General features: G+C 58.2%; 20 protein-coding genes and 1 other RNA gene. 7 read left to right on the top strand and 14 right to left on the bottom strand.

What is annotated here, in order from left to right:
- The first annotated feature begins 141 nt into the window (after positions 1–141).
- From B3041_RS16450 to B3041_RS16435, 4 genes are read left to right on the top strand one after another with little or no spacing between them, the layout of a single operon-like run.
- A complete protein-coding gene (locus B3041_RS16450; RefSeq protein WP_292977288.1) occupies positions 142–1,275 on the top strand; it encodes an amidohydrolase/deacetylase family metallohydrolase in 1,134 nt (377 codons plus the stop codon).
- Complete coding sequence (locus B3041_RS16445; protein WP_292977286.1) at positions 1,259–2,380, top strand: DgaE family pyridoxal phosphate-dependent ammonia lyase; 1,122 nt, start codon at positions 1,259–1,261, stop codon at positions 2,378–2,380. The genes B3041_RS16450 and B3041_RS16445 overlap by 17 nt, the downstream gene beginning before the upstream one ends.
- Positions 2,377–3,117 carry a 2-dehydro-3-deoxy-phosphogluconate aldolase gene (gene dagF / locus B3041_RS16440; RefSeq protein ID WP_065648122.1) on the top strand — a complete coding sequence of 247 codons (741 nt, stop codon included), beginning with the start codon at positions 2,377–2,379 and terminating at the stop codon, positions 3,115–3,117. The genes B3041_RS16445 and dagF overlap by 4 nt, the downstream gene beginning before the upstream one ends.
- 21 nt (positions 3,118–3,138) lie before the next feature.
- The gene (locus tag B3041_RS16435) at positions 3,139–5,052 is read left to right on the top strand and encodes a BglG family transcription antiterminator (protein WP_292977283.1); all 1,914 of its coding nucleotides are present in this window, start codon (positions 3,139–3,141) and stop codon (positions 5,050–5,052) included.
- Here B3041_RS16435 and B3041_RS16430 read toward each other — a convergent pair.
- A complete protein-coding gene (locus B3041_RS16430) occupies positions 5,049–5,954 on the bottom strand; it encodes a LysR family transcriptional regulator (protein WP_065648124.1) in 906 nt (301 codons plus the stop codon). The two genes, B3041_RS16435 and B3041_RS16430, sit on opposite strands and share 4 nt — an antisense overlap.
- A 129-nt stretch (positions 5,955–6,083) precedes the next feature.
- Here B3041_RS16430 and B3041_RS16425 point away from each other — a divergent pair, with 129 nt between their 5' ends.
- Positions 6,084–6,785 (top strand): pirin family protein, encoded by a 702-nt coding sequence (locus B3041_RS16425; RefSeq protein WP_292977281.1) that lies wholly within the window; start codon positions 6,084–6,086, stop codon positions 6,783–6,785.
- A 40-nt stretch (positions 6,786–6,825) separates the two neighbouring features.
- Here B3041_RS16425 and dolP read toward each other — a convergent pair whose 3' ends face one another.
- From dolP to B3041_RS16405, 4 genes are read right to left on the bottom strand one after another with little or no spacing between them, the layout of a single operon-like run.
- Positions 6,826–7,398, bottom strand: coding sequence for a division/outer membrane stress-associated lipid-binding lipoprotein (dolP, locus tag B3041_RS16420; protein ID WP_065648126.1), 573 nt, complete (start codon positions 7,396–7,398; stop codon positions 6,826–6,828).
- Positions 7,399–7,412: 14 nt separating this feature from the next.
- On the bottom strand, positions 7,413–8,000 hold the full coding sequence (gene diaA, locus B3041_RS16415) for a DnaA initiator-associating protein DiaA (RefSeq protein WP_039380533.1): 588 nt from the start codon (positions 7,998–8,000) through the stop codon (positions 7,413–7,415).
- A 14-nt stretch (positions 8,001–8,014) separates the two neighbouring features.
- Entirely contained in the window at positions 8,015–8,410 is a 396-nt protein-coding gene (locus tag B3041_RS16410; RefSeq protein WP_292977275.1) for a YraN family protein, read from the bottom strand.
- The gene (locus B3041_RS16405; protein ID WP_292977273.1) at positions 8,368–10,395 is read right to left on the bottom strand and encodes a penicillin-binding protein activator; all 2,028 of its coding nucleotides are present in this window, start codon (positions 10,393–10,395) and stop codon (positions 8,368–8,370) included. The genes B3041_RS16410 and B3041_RS16405 overlap by 43 nt, the downstream gene beginning before the upstream one ends.
- A gap of 62 nt (positions 10,396–10,457) precedes the next feature.
- On the opposite strand from B3041_RS16405, the gene rsmI reads away from it, so the two are divergent.
- Together rsmI and rnpB are read left to right on the top strand one after the other, a co-directional pair.
- Positions 10,458–11,321 carry a 16S rRNA (cytidine(1402)-2'-O)-methyltransferase gene (gene rsmI, locus B3041_RS16400; RefSeq protein WP_065648129.1) on the top strand — a complete coding sequence of 288 codons (864 nt, stop codon included), beginning with the start codon at positions 10,458–10,460 and terminating at the stop codon, positions 11,319–11,321.
- Positions 11,322–11,354: 33 nt separating this feature from the next.
- An RNA gene (gene rnpB, locus B3041_RS16395) (RNase P RNA component class A) lies at positions 11,355–11,731 on the top strand.
- A 172-nt stretch (positions 11,732–11,903) separates the two neighbouring features.
- Here rnpB and B3041_RS16390 read toward each other — a convergent pair.
- From B3041_RS16390 to sstT, 9 genes are all read right to left on the bottom strand, one after another.
- On the bottom strand, positions 11,904–12,878 hold the full coding sequence (locus B3041_RS16390) for a glutathione S-transferase family protein (RefSeq protein ID WP_065648130.1): 975 nt from the start codon (positions 12,876–12,878) through the stop codon (positions 11,904–11,906).
- A 79-nt stretch (positions 12,879–12,957) separates the two neighbouring features.
- A complete protein-coding gene (locus tag B3041_RS16385; protein WP_039380520.1) occupies positions 12,958–13,368 on the bottom strand; it encodes a DoxX family protein in 411 nt (136 codons plus the stop codon).
- A gap of 203 nt (positions 13,369–13,571) precedes the next feature.
- Entirely contained in the window at positions 13,572–13,859 is a 288-nt protein-coding gene (locus B3041_RS16380) for a YqjK-like family protein (protein WP_065648131.1), read from the bottom strand.
- Entirely contained in the window at positions 13,856–14,254 is a 399-nt protein-coding gene (locus B3041_RS16375; protein ID WP_292977268.1) for a phage holin family protein, read from the bottom strand. The genes B3041_RS16380 and B3041_RS16375 overlap by 4 nt, the downstream gene beginning before the upstream one ends.
- A 1-nt stretch (position 14,255) precedes the next feature.
- Entirely contained in the window at positions 14,256–14,561 is a 306-nt protein-coding gene (locus tag B3041_RS16370; protein WP_065648133.1) for a DUF883 family protein, read from the bottom strand.
- Positions 14,562–14,596: 35 nt separating this feature from the next.
- Positions 14,597–14,968 (bottom strand): DUF1090 domain-containing protein, encoded by a 372-nt coding sequence (locus tag B3041_RS16365; RefSeq protein ID WP_065648134.1) that lies wholly within the window; start codon positions 14,966–14,968, stop codon positions 14,597–14,599.
- A gap of 171 nt (positions 14,969–15,139) precedes the next feature.
- Complete coding sequence (gene mzrA, locus B3041_RS16360; RefSeq protein WP_065648135.1) at positions 15,140–15,508, bottom strand: EnvZ/OmpR regulon moderator MzrA; 369 nt, start codon at positions 15,506–15,508, stop codon at positions 15,140–15,142.
- Positions 15,508–16,182, bottom strand: coding sequence for a DedA family protein (locus B3041_RS16355; RefSeq protein WP_065648136.1), 675 nt, complete (start codon positions 16,180–16,182; stop codon positions 15,508–15,510). Before B3041_RS16355 ends, mzrA begins: the two co-directional genes overlap by 1 nt.
- 555 nt (positions 16,183–16,737) lie before the next feature.
- Complete coding sequence (sstT, locus tag B3041_RS16350; RefSeq protein WP_065648137.1) at positions 16,738–17,973, bottom strand: serine/threonine transporter SstT; 1,236 nt, start codon at positions 17,971–17,973, stop codon at positions 16,738–16,740.
- Positions 17,974–17,995 lie beyond the last annotated feature (22 nt).

Raw genomic sequence — 17,995 nt, 5'->3', positions numbered from 1 at the left:
GTAGGGGGCGCATTCATGCGCCCCTGGCCGCAAACGAATTGTTCCGCATGAGGCGCATTCATGCGCCCCTGGACACAAACGAATTGTTCTGCAGGGCACGCATTTATGCGCACCTGGCAACACACGCAGTAAGGAGTAACCATGTTTAATCTGATTCTGCGTCGCGCACGACTGTGCGATGAGCAGCTGGTCGATATCGCCCTTCAGGACGGCAAAATCGCCGCGGTTGGCAAAGTGGAGGGCACTGCGCAGCAGGAGCGCGATCTGGCCGGGCGCTGGTATGTCAGCGCAGGCTGGATAGACAGTCACGTGCACTGCTATGCAAAATCGCCTGTCTACCACGATGAAGCGGACGCTGTCGGCGTGGCACAGGGTGTGACCACCGTGGTGGATGCCGGCAGCACCGGTGCCGACCAGATTGATGACTTCCGGCAGCTGACGCGCCACGCCACCACTGACGTCAGGGCGCTGATCAACGTTGCCCGCACCGGAATAGTTACCCAGAACGAACTGGCGGACATGCAACAGATTGATGAAGCGGCGGTGGTGCAGGCGGTCACGCGCCATCCCGGGTTTATTGTCGGTCTGAAAGCGCGCATGAGCAGCAGCGTGGTCGGGGAGAACGGCATTGCACCGCTGATCCGCGCCAAAGCGATCCAGCACGCTGCCGGCGATCTGCCGCTTATGGTACACATCGGCAATGATCCGCCGGTGCTGGAGGAGATCGCTGAGCTGCTGACCGCCGGCGATATCATCACGCACTGCTTTAACGGCAAACCGAACCGCATCCTCTCCGCGCAGGGCGAACTCAAGGCGGCGGTCAGTCAGGCGCTGGCGCGCGGCGTAACGCTCGACATCGGGCACGGCAGCGCCAGCTTCAGCTTCGCGGTTGCGCGACAGGCGATCGCCCGCGGCATTCTGCCCGATACCATCAGCTCGGATATCTACTGCCGCAATCGCCTGCACGGGCCGGTACACAGCCTCGCGCACGTGATGTCTAAATTCCTTGCGCTGGGCATGACGCTGCCGCAGGTGATCGCCTGCGTGACGACTCAGGCCGCGGCGGCGCTGCGCCTCAGCGGTAAAGGCGCGCTGACGCCGGGCAGCGATGCCGATCTGACTATTTTCAGCGTGAATCAGGAGACCCGTCCGTTTACCGATGCCGAAGGTGAGCAGGTGGCGGGAGAGCACCATTTTTTGCCGGTGGCTGTGACAGTGGCAGGCCAGTGGCATCTGACCGAAGAGGGAAAGCGTCATCATGTCTTCAGTGTATGAAAAATATCGCCTGAAACAGGTCATCAACGCGTCAGGCCGCATGACTATTCTGGGCGTCTCGACACCGGCGCCTGAGGTTGTGGACAGCGTCAGCTATGGCCTGAACCACTATTTTGAGATGAAAGATCTGGTGAATCACACCGGGGACTATATTGCCGGATTGCTGCAGGCAGAGAGCGCCGTCGTGGTCTCCTGCGCCTCAGCGGGGATTGCTCAGTGTGTGGCCGGGGTCATTGTGAAAGATAACGCCTGGCTGCTGGATAACCTGCATGCGGCACCGCTCACGGTCCCGCATGAGATCGTCGTGCCTAAAGGGCATAACGTGAACTACGGCGCGCCGGTCGGCACCATGGTGGCGCTGGGCGGCGGCCGGCTGGTGGAAGCGGGTTATAGCAACGAGTGTTCCGCCGCGCAGCTGGCGGCGGCGATCACGCCGGCTACGGCAGCGCTGCTTTACGTAAAATCGCACCACTGCGTGCAAAAAAGCCATCTCAGCGTGGCGCAGGCGGCAGAAGTCGCGCAACAGCACGGCATCCCGCTGATTGTGGATGCGGCCGCAGAAGAGGATCTGCGCGCCTACTACCAGATGGGGGCCGACCTGGTGATCTACAGCGGTGCCAAGGCGATAGAGGGGCCATCCAGCGGTCTGGTGGTAGGGCGCAGCCGCTATGTTGAGTGGGTAAAACGGCAGAGCAACGGCATCGGACGCGCGATGAAAGTGGGCAAAGAGGGAATGCTGGGTCTGACGCAGGCTATTGAGCGCTACCTGTCGCAGCCAAAGACGAGCGGCAGCGAGATGGTTCAGCACATGACGCCCTTTATTGACCAGCTTAACCAGCTGCCAGGCGTCACCGCACGGGTGGTGTGGGACAGCGCCGGGCGCGACATCGCGCGTACAGAAATTCATTTCGATGAAGCGCTGACCGGCTGGTCAGCCGGCGATCTGGTCCAGGCGCTGAAAAGTGGTGACATCGCTATCTATTTTCGCGGCTATAAGGCGAACGAAAGCATTATCGAAGCAGACGTGCGCAGCGTCACTGCCGCGCAGCTGCAGATTATCTTTAGCCGTATCGACGCGCTGCTGGCAGAAAGGAACAACGCATGAAGCTGACCCCCGACTTTTATCAGGATCGTCTCTGTCTCAACGTGCTGGCGGGCTCAAAGCAGAACGCACGCGACATCTGGCAGGCGGCGGAAGGGCATGTGCTGGTTGGCGTGCTGTCCAAAAATTACGCCAGCCACGACGCGGCGCTGGCTGACATGCGTGACTACGCTGCGCTGATCGATAATGCGCTTTCGATCGGTCTGGGGGCCGGCGATCCGCGTCAGTCTGCTATGGTGAGCGAGCTGGCGGCGGTGCTGCAGCCGCAGCACGTGAATCAGGTGTTTACCGGGGTAGCCACCAGCCGCGCGCGGCTGGGACAGTCGCAGACGGTGGTAAATGGTCTGGTCTCCCCCAGCGGAACGCCGGGCAAGGTGAAGATCTCCACCGGCCCGCTGAGCTCACAGGCGGCGGAAGCGATCGTACCGATTGACAGTGCCATCGCCATGCTGCAGGACATGGGCGGCAGCTCGGTAAAATATTTTCCGATGGGCGGTCTGAGCGCGGTGGCGGAGTATCGCGCGGTGGCAGAGGCGTGTGCCCGGCGCGATTTCTGGCTGGAGCCTACCGGCGGTATCGATCTGCATAATTTTGCAGAGATTGTGCAGATTGCGCTGGAGGCTGGCGTCAGCAAAGTGATCCCGCACGTCTACAGTTCAATTATCGACAGCGCGAGCGGCGAGACGCGCATTGACGATGTGCGTCAGCTTCTGGCAACGTGCAAGGCATTGCTGCAATAACTTCGTCACGGGTGAGGCTTTGTGAGATTTCCTAATCAGCGTCTGGCGCAGCTGTTTGCTGCGCTGCAGCATGAAACGCTGCCGCAGGATGAGCTGGCGCGGCGTTTCTCGGTCTCTACGCGCACGGTGCGCACCGATATTGCGGCGCTGAACGCGCTGCTGGAGCAACACGGCGCACAGTTTGTGCTGGCACGCGGCGCCGGCTATCAGCTGCAGGTCGGCGACGCGGCACGCTTTGACTCGCTGCAGCAGCAAAGCAGCGCGCCGCTGCGGGTGCCGCGCACCTCACAGGAGCGGGTACGCTATCTGCTCAGCCGGTTTCTCACCGCGGCCTGGTCGCTGCGGCTGGAAGATCTCTCGGAAGAGTGGTTTGTCAGTCGCGCCACGCTGCAGGGAGATATGGCGGAGGTGCGGGAGTGGCTGGGTCGCTATCATCTGCATATCGAAACCAAACCCCGCTACGGCATGAAATTGTTTGGCAGCGAGACGGCCATCCGCACCTGCCTTACCGATCTGCTGTGGCAGATTGATCAGGAGACGCCCGACAGCCCGCTGTTGAGCATTGAAGTGCTGCGCAGCGATATGCTGGCGCAGCTGCAACCGCTGCTGCAGCACTGCCTCAGCCGTTACGCTATCCGTCTCAGCGATGAGGGAGAACGCTACCTGCTGATCTACTGCGCGGTAGCGGTGCGCCGCATCAGCGAAGGTTTTCCGCTCAGCGATCCGGGCGCAGAAGAGGTGGGCGAAGAGGTGCGTGAGGCGGCGCACGCGCTGGTGCATCAGCTGCAACCACTCACCGGCAAAGCTTTATCACGGGCAGAGGAGAACTGGCTGCGCGTTAACATCGCCGCGCGCCAGATCCAGGCGCTGGAGCCGAGCACCATCAATGCAGATGATGCTGACGCACTGGTGAGCTGGCTGCTGAGTTACATCAATACCCATTATGCCTATCAGCTGCAGCACGATGAGCAGCTGCGTGCCGATCTGCTTACCCATATCAAATCGATGATCACCCGGGTGCGCTATCAGATCCATATTCCTAACCCGCTGCTGAGCAACATCAAACAGCACTATCCGCTGGCGTGGGATGTCACGCTGGCTGCCGTCAGCAGCTGGAGCAAATATACCCCTTATACGCTGAGCGAAAATGAGATTGGTTTTCTGGTGCTGCATATTGGCGTGGGGCTGGAGCGGCACTATAACGTTGGCTATCAGCGCCACCCGCGCGTGCTGCTGGTGTGCGACAGCGGAACCTCAACGCTGCGGATGATTGAGGCGCTGCTGCTGCGCAAATATCCGCAGCTGGTGGTTGCTGCCCGGCTGACGCAGCGTGACTACGCGCTGCGCGAGCGGATAGAAGAAGATTTTGTTATTTCTACGGTGCGGCTGAATGAAAAGAACCGGCCGGTGGTGGTGATGTCACCCTTTCCGACCGGGTTTCAGCTGGAGCAGCTTGGCAAACTGGTTCTGGTGGATCGCACCCGGCCGTGGATGCTGGAAAAATATTTTTCCGCGCAGCATTTTATGGTGCTGGATCAGCCCCTGACGCAGCAGGCGCTCTTTCAGCGGCTGTGCGATCGTCTGCAGGGGCAGGGATTCGTTGCAGCGGACTTTTATCCGTCCGTGGTCGAGCGTGAAGCGATTGTCAGTACCCTGCTGGGAGACGGCATTGCGTTGCCGCATGCGCTCGGCCTGCTGGCGCAGAAAACCGCGGTCTATACCGTGATTGCGCCGCATGGCGTCAGCTGGGGTGATGAGACCGCCTTTGTGATCTTTCTGCTCGCCATCAGCAAGCGTGAATATGAAGAGGCGATGGCGCTGTACGATCTGTTTGTCACGTTTTTGCGCGAACGCGCCATGCCGCGCCTGCGGGAGTGTCGTGACTTTGACCATTTTAAAACGGTGGCGATAGAGTGCCTGAGCCGTCCTGACTAGACCTGATTGCGCTTTGCCAGCAGCTTTGGAATTTCGCGCAGGCACCAGGCTTTGGCTTCACCCATGCTGTCGCGACGCCAGGCCATAATGATATCCACTTCGCGCGTATACTCAGCGCTGACCACGCGCAGCCGGCCCTCGGCAATATCTTTTTCCACCATCGGATAAGGCATGGTGGCGACGCCAAGCCCCGCCAGCAGGGCCCGCCGTTTATCATCCATGCTGCTGACCGTAAGACGCTGCTGCTTATCCAGCAGCTGAACCGTCAGCACCGGACGTTCACGCGCCGTATCAGCGACGGCAATACCGCGATATTTCACACGCGTGACTTCCGAAAGCGGCTCTGCCTCCTGATGAATAGGGTGGTCCGGACTGGCGACATAAACGCTCATAATGGTGTAGAGCTTGCGGGTGTTGATCTCGCTGGAGGCGCGGAAGTGCAGGTCAGGCGCAATCACGATATCTGCCCGGCCCTGCTCCAGCCGCTCCCACGCGCCCGCCAGCACTTCCGTGATCAGAGATATCTGCGTATTGGCTTTTTCTGACAGCTTGCTGACCAGCGGAAACAGCAGGTCAGTGGGGATCAGCGCTTCCGCTACGATAGTGAGATGCGTTTCCCAGCCGCGCGCCAGCGCTTCTGCGTCGGTGGTCAGCTTATCTGCAGCCTCCAGCAGCACGCGACCGCGCTCCAGCAGCATCCGGCCAACGTTAGTGAATTTGGTGCGATGGCCGGAGCGATCAAACAGCACCACATCCAGCTCCTCTTCCAGCTTCTGCATGGTATAGCTCAGCGCAGAGGGGACGCGTCCCAGCTCATCTGCCGCGGCGGCAAAGCTGCCGCGCCGGTCAATCGCATCCATCACCCGTAACGCTTCTAACGTTAATGCACGCTCTTTAGCCATACTGATTCTCTGTCAGTAAATTTGAATATGCCGGGCAGATTAACTGGCTAACATTCCGCCGTCCAGCCTTTTACCATAAACCGATTGAGCCTGTAGTGAGCGTTTCCTGCAGTGCACCGGAGGTATAGCATGATGACAACCCGCTGCGCGTCCGCATGTGGCCAGGCTGATTTTGGCTGGTTGCAGGCGCGCTATAGCTTCTCTTTTGGCCACTATTTCGATCCTGAACTTATGGGATACGCCGCGCTGCGCGTGCTGAATCAGGAGGTGCTGGCGCCGGGTGCCGCTTTTCAGCCCCGTACCTATCCGCAGGTTGATGTGTTAAATCTGGTGCTGCAGGGCGAGGCGGAGTATCGCGACAGTGAAGGACAGCGCCTGACCGTAAGGGCAGGTGAGGCGATGATGCTGTCAACGCGACAGGGCGTAAGCTACAGCGAGATAAACATCAGCAAAGATCAGCCGCTGACGCGCCTGCAGCTCTGGCTGAGCGCCTGTCCGGAACGGGAAAATCCGCTGCTGCAGCAGATGACGCTGAACGGCCGGTCGCCGTTGCTGCTGGCTTCGCCAGATGGCGCAGAGCAGAGTCTGCAACTGCGGCAGGATGCCAGGGTATATCAGGTGACGTTAGCGCCGGGAGAGCAGCAGCGTGTGCAGCTGCGCGGCGCGCGCGCGTACCTGCAGTCGATTCACGGTACGCTGGATGTGCGCAGCAGCAGCGCGAATCAGCAGCGGCTGCAGTGCGGCGATGGCGCGTTTATCCGTGATGAGCAGCAGCTTATCCTGCAGGCAGAGACGCCGCTGCGTGCGCTGGTCATTGATTTGCCGGCATAAAAAAGGGCGGCCAGCGCCGCCCTGAAAGAAAAGGTGCAGATTACTTCAGAATGGTAAAGGCCGTTGTTACGTGCTTCACGCCGCTGACCCGGCTGGCGATATCTGCCGCCGCCGTGGCTTCTTCCTGCGTCACCAGCCCCAGCAGGAACACTTCCCCGTTTTCTGTCGTGACTTTAACGTTAGACGATTTGACCTGATCGCTGCCCAGCAGCTGCGAGCGGATCTTGGTGGTGATCCAGGTATCGGAAGAAGAGGTGCCGAGGCTGACCTTCTCTCCGGTGCGGATCTCATTGTAGACTTCTGTTGCCCCGTCGACGCCCATGGCGATCTGTTTGGCACGGCTGGCGAGATCGGCAGACGGCGCCTGACCGGTCAGCAGCACTTTGCCCTGATAAGCGGTCACAATGACCCGCGCCTGATTTTTTATCTGTTCGTCTTTCGCCAGCGCATTAGAAACGCGCAGCTCCAGCGTGCCGTCATCAACCTGTGTACCCACGGTGCGGGGGTCGGTGGCGGTTTTAGTGGCAACGGCGGCGCCGCCGGCAACTACGGCCACGCAGCCCTGCAGCAGCATAGCGGTTAACAGCAGGGCGATAGCGTTCAATGCTTTCATGTGAGCTCCTTCAGTCATTCCTGGTGGGGAAAGAGGGTGTTATCGATCAAGTCGCACAGGCAGTTCAGCGTCAGCATATGCATCTCCTGAATGCGCGCACTGTGATGAGAGGGAATGCGGATTTCCACATCGTGAGGGCCGAGCAGGCCAGCCAGTTCGCCGCCATCATGCCCGGTGAGCGCAACGATGGTCATATCGCGGGTCACTGCAGCTTCCACTGCTTTAACGATGTCGCGGGTATTACCCCGGGTTGAGATCGCCAGCAGGACATCACCCGCCTGACCCAGCGCCCGTACCTGCTTGGCATAGATTTCATCATGCAGCCGATCGTTACCGATCGCGGTGAGCATAACGTTATCCGCGCTTAGCGCCAGGGCTGGCAGGCTGGGACGTTCGGTTTCAAACCGGTTAATCATGCTGGCCGCAAAGTGCTGCGCATTGGCCGCAGACGCACCGTTGCCACAGCTGAGAATTTTATGGCCATTCAGCAGCGACTGCACCAGCGTCATCGCGGCGCGGGAAATGGCATCCGGCAGCGCTTCGGCTGCGGCAATCTGCGTCTGAATGCTTTCAGTAAAACATGCTTTAATTCTGTCCTGCACAAGACCACCTGGTTCTATTCATCGGCATTAAAAGCAGCGGGCAGCCACGTCAGTTCGCGCCCGGTAATGGCAATGATGTCAAAACGGCAATTTACCGTCTCAAAACTGCCGCCGCGCGTCAGCAGCCAGAGCGCTGCTGCCCGCAGCAGCTTCTGTTGTTTCTGGCGCGTTACGCTGGCGGCTGCTCCGCCATAGCGCGCATCGCGCCGGTAGCGCACTTCTACAAATACCCAGCAGTCGGCATCGCGCATAATCAGGTCAAGTTCGCCTCCGCGAAAGCGGACGTTACTGGCGACCCACTTCAGCCCGGCGCGCTCCAGATAGTGAAGCGCCTGCTGCTCATGCTCCGCGCCGAGACGCTGGCGGTTTACTGTACCGGAACGACCTGTCCCTGACGATACTGGTTCCATGCCAGCTTCCTGTTAATCACACAATCCGTGTCGGCGCTCAGCTTACCGGTATTGCCATCAATGGCAAAACCCGATACCTGCCGCATCTGGTTAAACTGCGTTGCCAGCGTCCAGGCATCGATGCCCATGGCGTAGAGGCGCACCAGCGAATAGTCGTTGTTGAACGCTTTTGCTGCCTGCTGCATCAGGCCGGGATTTGCGCCGGAGAGCAGCGGAATATCGCTATACTGCAGGCCTTCCATCTCCAGGCGGAAATCGGGACCCGCACCGGCCTGCGCGCTGCGTGAGCTGGCATAAAGCGCCGTGCTGTTGCGGCTGCTGGTACGCATAGCGATCATCGGTTTGATCAGCTGCAGTTCATTCTGGCTGGCAACGATATACACTGCGTCCACGCTGCCGCCACTGCTTTCAGCTGCCGGTGCCGGCGTGGTGCTCTGCGGCGCCGGGATCGTCAGACCTGCGACGGCAACGCTTTGCGGCTGCTCCATTTGTACCGTCAGCGGCGTACCGCTCAGCGCGATACCGGCTCCGCTGTTAATGCCTTGTTTAAGCTCCGCTACGCCGCCAAAGCGCTGCTGCAGTACCGTTGCGCCGCCCAGCTGCTGCCACTCTTCTGCAAACGCTTTTCCGACCCGGTCGCCATAGCTGCTGCGCGGTAGCAGCAGCAGCGGCTGGCGCTTGCCCTGTTCATAGATATGGTGCGCTGCATCGCGCGCTTCGTCTTCAGGAGAAAGCGCAAAATAGCAGATATTCGGATGGTTCTGGATCTGTTCCGGCTCGTTTAACGCCAGGACGTTGAGCGGCGTCTGGCTGTTTGCCACCTCTTCCACATGATTTTTCAGCAGCGGGCCAACCACCAGCGTGGCGCCATCCTGCTGCGCCTGCTGCATCACCTGCGCGATCGGCTGGCTGCTGGTATCGTACACTTTAACCTGTGCGCTGCTGGCTGCCGGCTGTGAAGCCGGTGCGGCAGGCTGCTGCTGCACACTCTCCTGCGGCGGCATGCTGGCGGCCGCAGGACTGACCACGCTATTGGCCGTCCCGGTATCCGTTGTCGCTTCAGGCGCAGGCTGGGCAGTGGCGTTTTCCGGCGTGCTGCTCTGCGCGGGGGCAGCGTTCAGCACGCCATTTCTGGCATCGTTGAAGCCTTTCTGAATTGCGCCCGCAAATACCTGCGCCTGACCGTTCAGCGGCAGCAGCAGGGCGATGGTACTGGTGGAAGCCTGACTGAAGTTTTTAACCTGGCTGAGCTGCGTTGGCAGCGTTTTTGCCGCCGGATTTTGCGGGTAGCGGGTCTGCCAGTCGCTGATGGCCGTTTTCAGCATCTGCGGATCCTGGCTGCTGGCATGCCAGGTATTAAGCAGATCGAGCCAGCCCTGCAGCGTATTTTCATCGGCATTGATAACAACGCTGTTAAGCTGATCCTGCGTCAGCTGGGTCAGCGCCTGCCAGGTGGCGTCGATATTGCTCTGATGTTCATCGCCCTTTAAGAGCGGCTCCTGCGCAATATAGGCGCGCAGCAGCGCCAGCGATGGCCGGTTCTGTGCCGCTGCAATCTGCAGCGCGTAGTAGCGTACCTGCTGATCGGAAGAGAGATCGGCCACTTTGACCGGGCTTAGCTGCTGCTGAGCACCACTGTAATTTTGCTGCGCAATCTGCAGCTGTGCGCGCAGCAGCTGCAGCTCCTGCTGCTGTACATCAGAGAGCTGCTGCGGCAGCTGGCCAAGCTGTGTCTGTGCCTGAGGATACTTTCCTTCCTTCAACAGGGCACGGATGGCAAGTAATTGCCAGTCGGTCTTGCTATCATCGCTGCTTTGCTGTGCCTGCTGCAGATAATAGTCAGAGCGTCCGGTTGCGGGGCCCTGAATATTGACGTTAGAGGTTTGCTGCGGACCCTGGCCGCTACAGGCGGCCAGAATCAGCCCGGCGAGAAGAACAGGTACAAAGCGTCCTGCTTTACGACGTACGACTTTTGAAGGAAGCATACTGTATCCAGTGATGTTTTTTTCTTGATGCTCAATATTAAATCGGCAATTCGGATGAGACAATGAAACAACTCGATCGGGCAGAGATTTCTGCCAGTACGCTCTATATCGTTCCTACCCCGATCGGTAACCTGGGTGATATCACACAGCGTGCGCTGACGGTGCTGGCGGGCGTCGATCTCGTTGCAGCGGAAGATACACGTCATACCGGGCTGTTGCTACAACATTTCGCCATCAATGCGCGGCTGTTCGCACTTCACGATCATAACGAACAGCAGAAAGCTGACGTGCTGCTGGCGAAGCTGCAGGAGGGGCAGAGTATAGCTCTGGTTTCCGATGCCGGCACGCCGCTGATCAACGATCCTGGCTATCATCTGGTGCGTCGCTGCCGCGAAGCGGGCGTACGCGTTGTGCCGCTGCCCGGCGCCTGTGCGGCCATTGCCGCATTAAGCGCGGCGGGATTACCCTCCGATCGCTTCTGTTATGAAGGATTCCTGCCTGCGAAAAGCAAAGGACGCTGTGATGCACTGCGTGCGCTGAGTGAAGAGCCGCGTACGCTGGTGTTTTATGAGTCAACGCATCGCCTGCTGGATACGCTGCAGGATATGGAAACGGTATGGGGCGCGGCGCGCTATGTGGTGCTGGCGCGCGAGCTGACCAAAACCTGGGAGTCACTGTATGGCGCGCCGGTGGGAGAGCTGCTCGCCTGGGTGCGGGAGGATGAGAACCGGCGCAAGGGCGAGATGGTACTGATCGTCGAGGGGCATAAGGCTGACGAGGAGGCGCTGCCAGCTGAGGCGCTACGGACGCTGGCGCTGCTGCAGGCAGAGCTGCCGCTGAAGAAAGCTGCCGCGCTGACCGCTGAAATTCACGGCGTGAAAAAAAATGCGCTGTATAAATATGCGCTGGCGCAGCAAGAGGAGTGACAAATGCGTCCAGATCGCCTATTATCCTGCGCCGAAGCTGACCAGACAGTCGCCGCTTTGTCGTCGTCCCTTTCGGGGGAGACAGGCAGAGGGGAGGAAAGTCCGGGCTCCACAGGGCAGGGTGCCAGGTAACGCCTGGGGGGCGCAAGCCTACGACCAGTGCAACAGAGAGCAAACCGCCGATGGCCCGGAAACGGGATCAGGTAAGGGTGAAAGGGTGCGGTAAGAGCGCACCGCGCGGCTGGCAACAGTCCGTGGCACGGTAAACTCCACCCGGAGCAAGGCCAAATAGGGGTTCACATGGTACGGCCCGTACTGAACCCGGGTAGGCTGCTTGAGCCAGTGAGCGATTGCTGGCCTAGATGAATGACTGTCCACGACAGAACCCGGCTTATCGGTCAGTTTCGACCTTTCAAATGAAAAGCCCCGCTTCGGCGGGGCTTTTTGTTTTCTGAGCCGCAAGTGCAGGTATCTGCGTTGCTCTCTGCGGCCAGGGGCGCATGAATTCAGCCAGGGACGCATGAATGCGTCCCCTACGGTTAATTACAGGGGCGCCATTAATGGCGCCCGTTTCGCACGCGATTAACCGCGGCCGTGCGGTTCGTCCCAGTCAAATGCCGGACCGAGTGAAATCACGCCGTTTGGGTTAATGGTTTTATGGCTGCAGTAATAGTGATGGCGGATCTGCGGCAGGTTCACCGTCTCTGCAATGCCGGGCATCTGGTAAATATCGCGCAGAAAGCCATTCAGATTGCGATAGTCACTTATACGGTGTCTGTCGCACTTGAAGTGCGTGACGTAAACCGGATCAAAGCGCACCAGCGTTGTCCACAGGCGCAGATCGGCTTCAGTCAGGCGATCGCCGGTCAGATAGCGATGCTGTCCCAGAATCTGCTCCAGCCGCGCCAGCGAATGAAACAGAGCGGTAACGGCTTCATCGTAAGCGGCCTGAGAGGTAGCAAAACCGCTCTTATAGACGCCATTATTGACCGTATCGTAGATCCAGCCGTTGAGTTCGTCGATCTTATCGCGCAGATCGGCAGGATAGTAGTCGCCGGCCCGCGCGCCCTGTGCATCAAATGCGCTGTTAAGCATGCGGATAATGTCGGCTGACTCATTGCTGACAATGGTATGCTGCTGCTTATCCCACAGCACCGGCACGGTAACACGACCGCTGTAGTGCGGGTCGGCATGAAGATAGAGCTGGTAGAGAAACTCATGCTGATACAGCGTGTCGCCGGTGGCATCCGGGAAGCTGTCATCAAACGTCCAGCCATTTTCCAGCATCAGCGGATGAACCACTGAAACCGATATCATCTCTTCCAGCCCTTTAAGCTTACGCATCAGCAGCGTGCGATGCGCCCACGGGCAGGCAAGTGAAACGTACAGGTGGTAGCGATCGCGCTCTGCCGCAAAGCCAGGCTTACCGTCAGGGCCGGCGCTGCCATCGGGCGTGATCCAGTTACGCCACGCTGATTCTGACCGTTTGAAACGGCCTCCGGTTGATGTTGTATCGTACCAGGTGTCGTGCCAGACACCCTCAATCAGCTGTCCCATATGCCCTCCATAGAAAAAAGGGGCGAGGATGATCCTCTGCCCCTGTATTCAGTATATCTGCTGTAAGCGACCTGCGCGCTTAACGGGCGGCGGCCGGTGCCATGCGCTGGCGGATCAGGCGGTCAATACTCCAGGCACCCGGTCCCACCAGACCCAGAACCAGGAAACCACCGGCAATGCTGAGGTTTTTCATAAACATCAGCTGGTTCACGCCTTCTGCAAAGTTGCTGTGAAACAGAAACGCGGTCAGCAGCGTAAAGCCTGCGGTAAACAGTGCGGTAAAGCGCGTCAGGAAACCAAACAGAATGGCCAGGCCGCCGCCCAGTTCCAGCAGGATCACCAGCGGCAGCATAAAGCCCGGCACGCCCATTGCCTGCATATACTGCTCGGTGCCGGCATAAGCGGTAATTTTGCCCCAGCCGGCCGTAATAAACAGAATAGTCATCAGTACACGCGCGGCTAACAGTCCTGCATCTTCGAATTTTTTCATCATCTACTCCAGCGTAATTTTGTGGCAGGCTGAAAACCTGTCCGTTAATTTCCCGCTGCAACGCAGATAAACGTTCACCGGGCTGATGGAGAGAGATAATAATCGCGGTGCGAAAGGGTTGTAAGCAAGATAAACTGTCGAAGTTGTTCAGGAATTCTGACGAAAAAAAACCGGACCTGCTGGTCCGGTTTTTTATAGAGCGGTTAGCGCCCTGGCATGGATGACTTGATCATACGCCAGGTGCTCCACAGGCCGAAGCCGCGTTTAGCGATGCGCAGCAGCCGGTTAGGGCTGCGCACTGACCAGATAGCCAGCGCGCTGCTGCCTATTGCCAGATAGCGACGACAGCTCACCAGCGTCAGCCAGCCGCGATCGTAACGGGCTGTATTTTCCAGCCAGTCACGTCCCGCTGCGCTCAAATCGAGACGCTGCTGCTGAACCGTATTAAGGAGTTCATGAATGCGGGCTTCGCGTTCATGGCGACTGCTCATGAGCGGTCCTCCTCCAGTAATTTACGATCGGAATCAAGCTCTTTACGGGTATGGCGCAGCAGCGTCGACTGACGCGATTTGCGCAGCGTCCACAAGCCAAAAATCAGCGCAAGCACAAACAGTGCGCCTGTGGTCACTCCGATTGCCATCAGCCGGTATTGCGCGTCGACCGCCCAGATGATCAGAACCATCAGGCTCATCAGCCCAAATGCCGTAAACAGCATGGTCAGGCCAATCATGATCAGCATCTGGATCAGATTGGCTTTCTCTTCTTCCAGCTCAACAACGGCCAGCCGGACACGCGTCTCGACCATACTGACCAGCGTAGTCACCACGCGCTGACCGATGTTAAAGACCCCTTTGCCCGGGCCGTGGCTTTGCTGAGAATCGTTCATATCAACGACGCGAAATCAGAATGCCAATCAGCACGCCCACGGCTGCGCCAACGCCAACGCCGTGCCACGGATTCTCACGCACATAATCTTCCGCTTTCTCTGCGGCTTCGCGCGTGGTTTTGGCGATACGCTCACCGGAGTCGCCCAGACGCTCACGTGAGCTTTCCAGTGCGCCGCGCGCTTTATGACGCAGGCGATCCAGTTCACTGCGTGATTTGTCTGTTGAGCTGCTTAATACTTCTTCCAGGGTGTCGGCCAGATTTTTCAGCTCAGCGCGCAGATGTTCAGATGTGGTGTCTTTAGCCATGAGAGTTCTCCATTACTTTAATTATTTACGTCCGATTAGTAAGGCTCTGCAGCAAGCTTTTTCAGCTCCTGCCTTGCCTCATCCAGCTTGCGTTCACGTTTTTCAATTTTGTCTTTGTCGTCCCTGTCGGCACGCGCTTTCTGCAGTTCCTGTTCGCGCTCGGCTACCTTGTTCTGCTGCGACTTCAGACGCTCTGAGTGCGCTGACTTCAGCTGCCGGTCGCTGCAGCTGGCGCGAACTTCTGTCAGCGCACGCTCCAGGCCGTTGACCCGGCGCTGATTATCGTGCGCTTTTGCCATGGCAATCTCATGCCGGATATCGCGCTCTTTTTGCTGACACAGAGACTCTGCCGCCAGCAGAGAGCCAGAGCAGGAGACAAGCATGGCGCCCAGAAGAAGTTGTTTCATCACGTTCGCACCTTCCCTTGTTGATGAACCGTCGCCTGCCAGACAGGAGCGTATCCCGGCGTTACGTCGGCTTGTGCTACCGTTAAGCATAGTCAGCCAGGGCAAAAATTCAAAAAAGACGGAGAGATAGCAGAGAAAAAGTATCGTCTGACGGCAGGTCAGACGATCGGATTAGCTGTAGGTCGGAGGATTGGTATCGTGCGGCTGCTGTGAGGCCTGCGGATCTGCAGCCACAACAAAGCCTTGTGGTAATAAACGGCGTAATACTTTCTGCGCTGCCAGGCTCTGTTCTTCATCTTCAAAGTGGATTACCAGTGCATCTCCTGCTGGCGTGATACTTTTAATGCGCACGCCCTGGGCGGATAGCTGCTGATAAAGATAAAAGCCATCCGGCAGGTTGGTCCCGCTATGGGCCACGCGAATTTGTACCACGGTTTCATGCTGCCAGAGTAGCGGAGCCGCACCTGCCGCGAGCAGCAGCAGTATGCCGCCGCACAGCCACGGCAGCAGTGGTCGGGTAAAGAGACGTCCTGTTTTCATTACTGCGCTTTCCCGTTTTGTCCTGCCTGACGCTTACGCCACAGCACCACCAGCGAGCCGATCAGGCCAATGACCAGCAGCGCCAGCGGCAGCATCATCAGAAAAAACATCAGCTCATCTTCGTAACGGCGAAACAGCGGCGTTTTGCCCAGTGCAAAGCCGAGGACGGTAAGAATCAGCACCCACAGGAAGCCACTCATCCAGTTAAAGAACTGAAAGCGCGCATTACTCAGGCCAGATAATCCGGCAATCGTGGGCAGCAGCGTTCGCACAAACGCGATAAAGCGCCCAATCAGCAGGGCAGAGAGACCGTGACGATGGAACAGGCTGTGGGCGCGCTGATGATATTGTGCCGGCAGGTGTGACAGCCATTTCTGTACGGTTGGGGTGTTTCCCAGCCATCGTCCCTGGATATAACTTACCCAGCAGCCGAGGCTGGCACCTGTGGTCAGAACCAGCAGCGTCAGGGGGAAAGTCATTGTGCCTTTGGCAATCAGCACGCCGACAAGGATCAGCAGACTATCACCGGGCAGGAAGGCGGCAGGGAGCAAGCCATTTTCAAGGAACAGAATCATGAACAGCAGGCCATAGATTGCCCACACCAGAGTGGGGTCAGAGAGCATCTCATAATCCTGCTGCCACAGGGCATGCAGCAGTGCTTTCAAAATATCCATCAATCTTTCCCGAACATCATTGTTAAACGAGCCCATCAGGGGCTAAAGCGCAGGCAGAGGTGAGTTATACATTTTGGGTATGCCACCTGAGCAGAGGTCCGTATCCATGCGGCTATAAGTGTTAAATCAGCGACTTTTGGATGGCCTTGTCGCAAAAGGTAAAAAAAGGGCGATAACTGTAACAAATACTTCCCAATTCAGACAGTGCAATATATCCGTTGTAGTGGAGTTTTACCCTTTGCAGCCAGGAGTAAAAGGAGCTTTACACGAGCTGACACTATTGCAGATTATCTGACCTCGCCTGCTGGTTCAGAACAGGCAGATAGGGTCATTTTTACGTTGTTCGGCCTGATTAACCGGTTTCCGGCAAACAAGTTGCAATTACAGGCAGAGGCCGCGTTATGTATGTCACCGCTGCACCGCCACCGCTTAGTATTTTCCAGATATGGCAACATTGCCAGTTTACGGCGGTAGTTTGTTGGGTGCGGCAGAAGTGAGTGAAGGCAACACGAGGGCGGAAAGCGTGCGGCGCACATCGTGCGCCGCAGAGGAGAGTCAGGTCGCGGTGCCAGGCTGACGTTCCGCTTCTGCCTGGCAGACAGCCGCAGTAAACAGAATATCGGTTGAAGAGTTAAGGGCCGTTTCCGCTGAGTCCTGCAGGACGCCGATAATAAATCCAACCGCCACAACCTGCATTGCCAGGTCGTTAGGGATGCCGAACATATTACAGGCCACGGGGATCAACAGCAGCGACCCACCCGCTACGCCGGAGGCGCCGCAGGCGCACAGCGTGGCGACCAGGCTCAGCAGAATGGCTGTCGGGACATCGACATCGATACCGAGCGTATGTACTGCAGCCAGAGTCAGAACGGTAATGGTAATGGACGCCCCCGCCATACTGATAGTTGCACCCAGCGGAATGGACACGGAGTAAGTGTCTTCATCAAGGTTAAGCCGTTTTGCCAGCGCCATGTTAACCGGGATATTGGCGGCTGAACTGCGGGTAAAGAAAGCCGTCACGCCGCTTTCGCGGATGCAGGTAAACACCAGTGGATAGGGATTACGCCGGATTTTCTGATACACCAGCAGCGGATTTACGATCAGCGCCATAAACAGCATGCAGCCAATCAGCAGGACCAGCAGGCTGCCATATTCCCATAGTGCGCCAAAGCCGGTTGAGGCCAGAATAGAGGCAACAAGGCCGAAGATACCCAGTGGTGCGCAGCGGATCACACAGCGCACAACCCAGGTTGCCGCGTGTGAAGCGTCATTTAAGAAATCTTTGGTACCCGGACTGGCGTGACGGAACGCCAGGCCAAGACCCAGCGCCCAGACCAGTATGCCGATGTAGTTCGCGTTCATCAGCGCATCAAACGGATTAGCCACCATGCTCATCAGAAGGCCATGCAGCACCTCAGTGATACCGGAAGGTGGCGTAATGGTGGTGTCGCCGGCCACGAGTGACAGCGTCTGCGGAAAAAGGTGGCTGAAAATCACCGCGACCATCGCGGCAAACAGGGTGCTGAGCAGATAAAGCATAATGATGGGACGGATATTGGTTTTCTGTCCCTGCTGATGGTTCGCAATGGACGCGATAACCAGCACCAGAACCAGCAGCGGCGCGACGGCTTTCAGTGCCCGGACAAAGAGTTCACCCAGCAGGCCGGCGGCTAACGCGGCATCGCGGGACAGCCACGCCAGCGCCACGCCGGCCACCAGGCCTATCATGATTTGTTTGACCAGGCTGCCTTTAAACAGCACGCCTGCCACTCTGGAAAGGTTATTTTGCATATCGTGATCTTTTACTATCGGT

It is taken from the genome of Pantoea sp. UBA4549 (genome assembly GCF_002387285.1).
GTDB classification, from domain to species: Bacteria; Pseudomonadota; Gammaproteobacteria; order Enterobacterales; family Enterobacteriaceae; genus Pantoea; species Pantoea borealis.
The sequence above is the reverse complement of the archived record's forward strand: the minus strand, read 5'-3'. Positions and strand labels throughout refer to the sequence as shown.

Excerpts from the sequence above, each read along its gene's own strand:
- B3041_RS16450 (WP_292977288.1), top strand. The coding sequence starts at position 142 with ATGTTTAATCTGATTCTGCGTCGCGCACGACTGTGCGATGAGCAGCTG.
- B3041_RS16445 (WP_292977286.1), top strand. The coding sequence starts at position 1,259 with ATGTCTTCAGTGTATGAAAAATATCGCCTGAAACAGGTCATCAACGCG.
- dagF (WP_065648122.1), top strand. The coding sequence starts at position 2,377 with ATGAAGCTGACCCCCGACTTTTATCAGGATCGTCTCTGTCTCAACGTG.
- B3041_RS16430 (WP_065648124.1), bottom strand. The coding sequence starts at position 5,954 with ATGGCTAAAGAGCGTGCATTAACGTTAGAAGCGTTACGGGTGATGGAT.
- B3041_RS16425 (WP_292977281.1), top strand. The coding sequence starts at position 6,084 with ATGATGACAACCCGCTGCGCGTCCGCATGTGGCCAGGCTGATTTTGGC.
- dolP (WP_065648126.1), bottom strand. The coding sequence starts at position 7,398 with ATGAAAGCATTGAACGCTATCGCCCTGCTGTTAACCGCTATGCTGCTG.
- B3041_RS16410 (WP_292977275.1), bottom strand. The coding sequence starts at position 8,410 with ATGGAACCAGTATCGTCAGGGACAGGTCGTTCCGGTACAGTAAACCGC.
- B3041_RS16405 (WP_292977273.1), bottom strand. The coding sequence starts at position 10,395 with ATGCTTCCTTCAAAAGTCGTACGTCGTAAAGCAGGACGCTTTGTACCT.
- rsmI (WP_065648129.1), top strand. The coding sequence starts at position 10,458 with ATGAAACAACTCGATCGGGCAGAGATTTCTGCCAGTACGCTCTATATC.
- B3041_RS16390 (WP_065648130.1), bottom strand. The coding sequence starts at position 12,878 with ATGGGACAGCTGATTGAGGGTGTCTGGCACGACACCTGGTACGATACA.
- B3041_RS16385 (WP_039380520.1), bottom strand. The coding sequence starts at position 13,368 with ATGAAAAAATTCGAAGATGCAGGACTGTTAGCCGCGCGTGTACTGATG.
- B3041_RS16380 (WP_065648131.1), bottom strand. The coding sequence starts at position 13,859 with ATGAGCAGTCGCCATGAACGCGAAGCCCGCATTCATGAACTCCTTAAT.
- B3041_RS16375 (WP_292977268.1), bottom strand. The coding sequence starts at position 14,254 with ATGAACGATTCTCAGCAAAGCCACGGCCCGGGCAAAGGGGTCTTTAAC.
- B3041_RS16370 (WP_065648133.1), bottom strand. The coding sequence starts at position 14,561 with ATGGCTAAAGACACCACATCTGAACATCTGCGCGCTGAGCTGAAAAAT.
- B3041_RS16365 (WP_065648134.1), bottom strand. The coding sequence starts at position 14,968 with ATGAAACAACTTCTTCTGGGCGCCATGCTTGTCTCCTGCTCTGGCTCT.
- mzrA (WP_065648135.1), bottom strand. The coding sequence starts at position 15,508 with ATGAAAACAGGACGTCTCTTTACCCGACCACTGCTGCCGTGGCTGTGC.
- B3041_RS16355 (WP_065648136.1), bottom strand. The coding sequence starts at position 16,182 with ATGGATATTTTGAAAGCACTGCTGCATGCCCTGTGGCAGCAGGATTAT.
- sstT (WP_065648137.1), bottom strand. The coding sequence starts at position 17,973 with ATGCAAAATAACCTTTCCAGAGTGGCAGGCGTGCTGTTTAAAGGCAGC.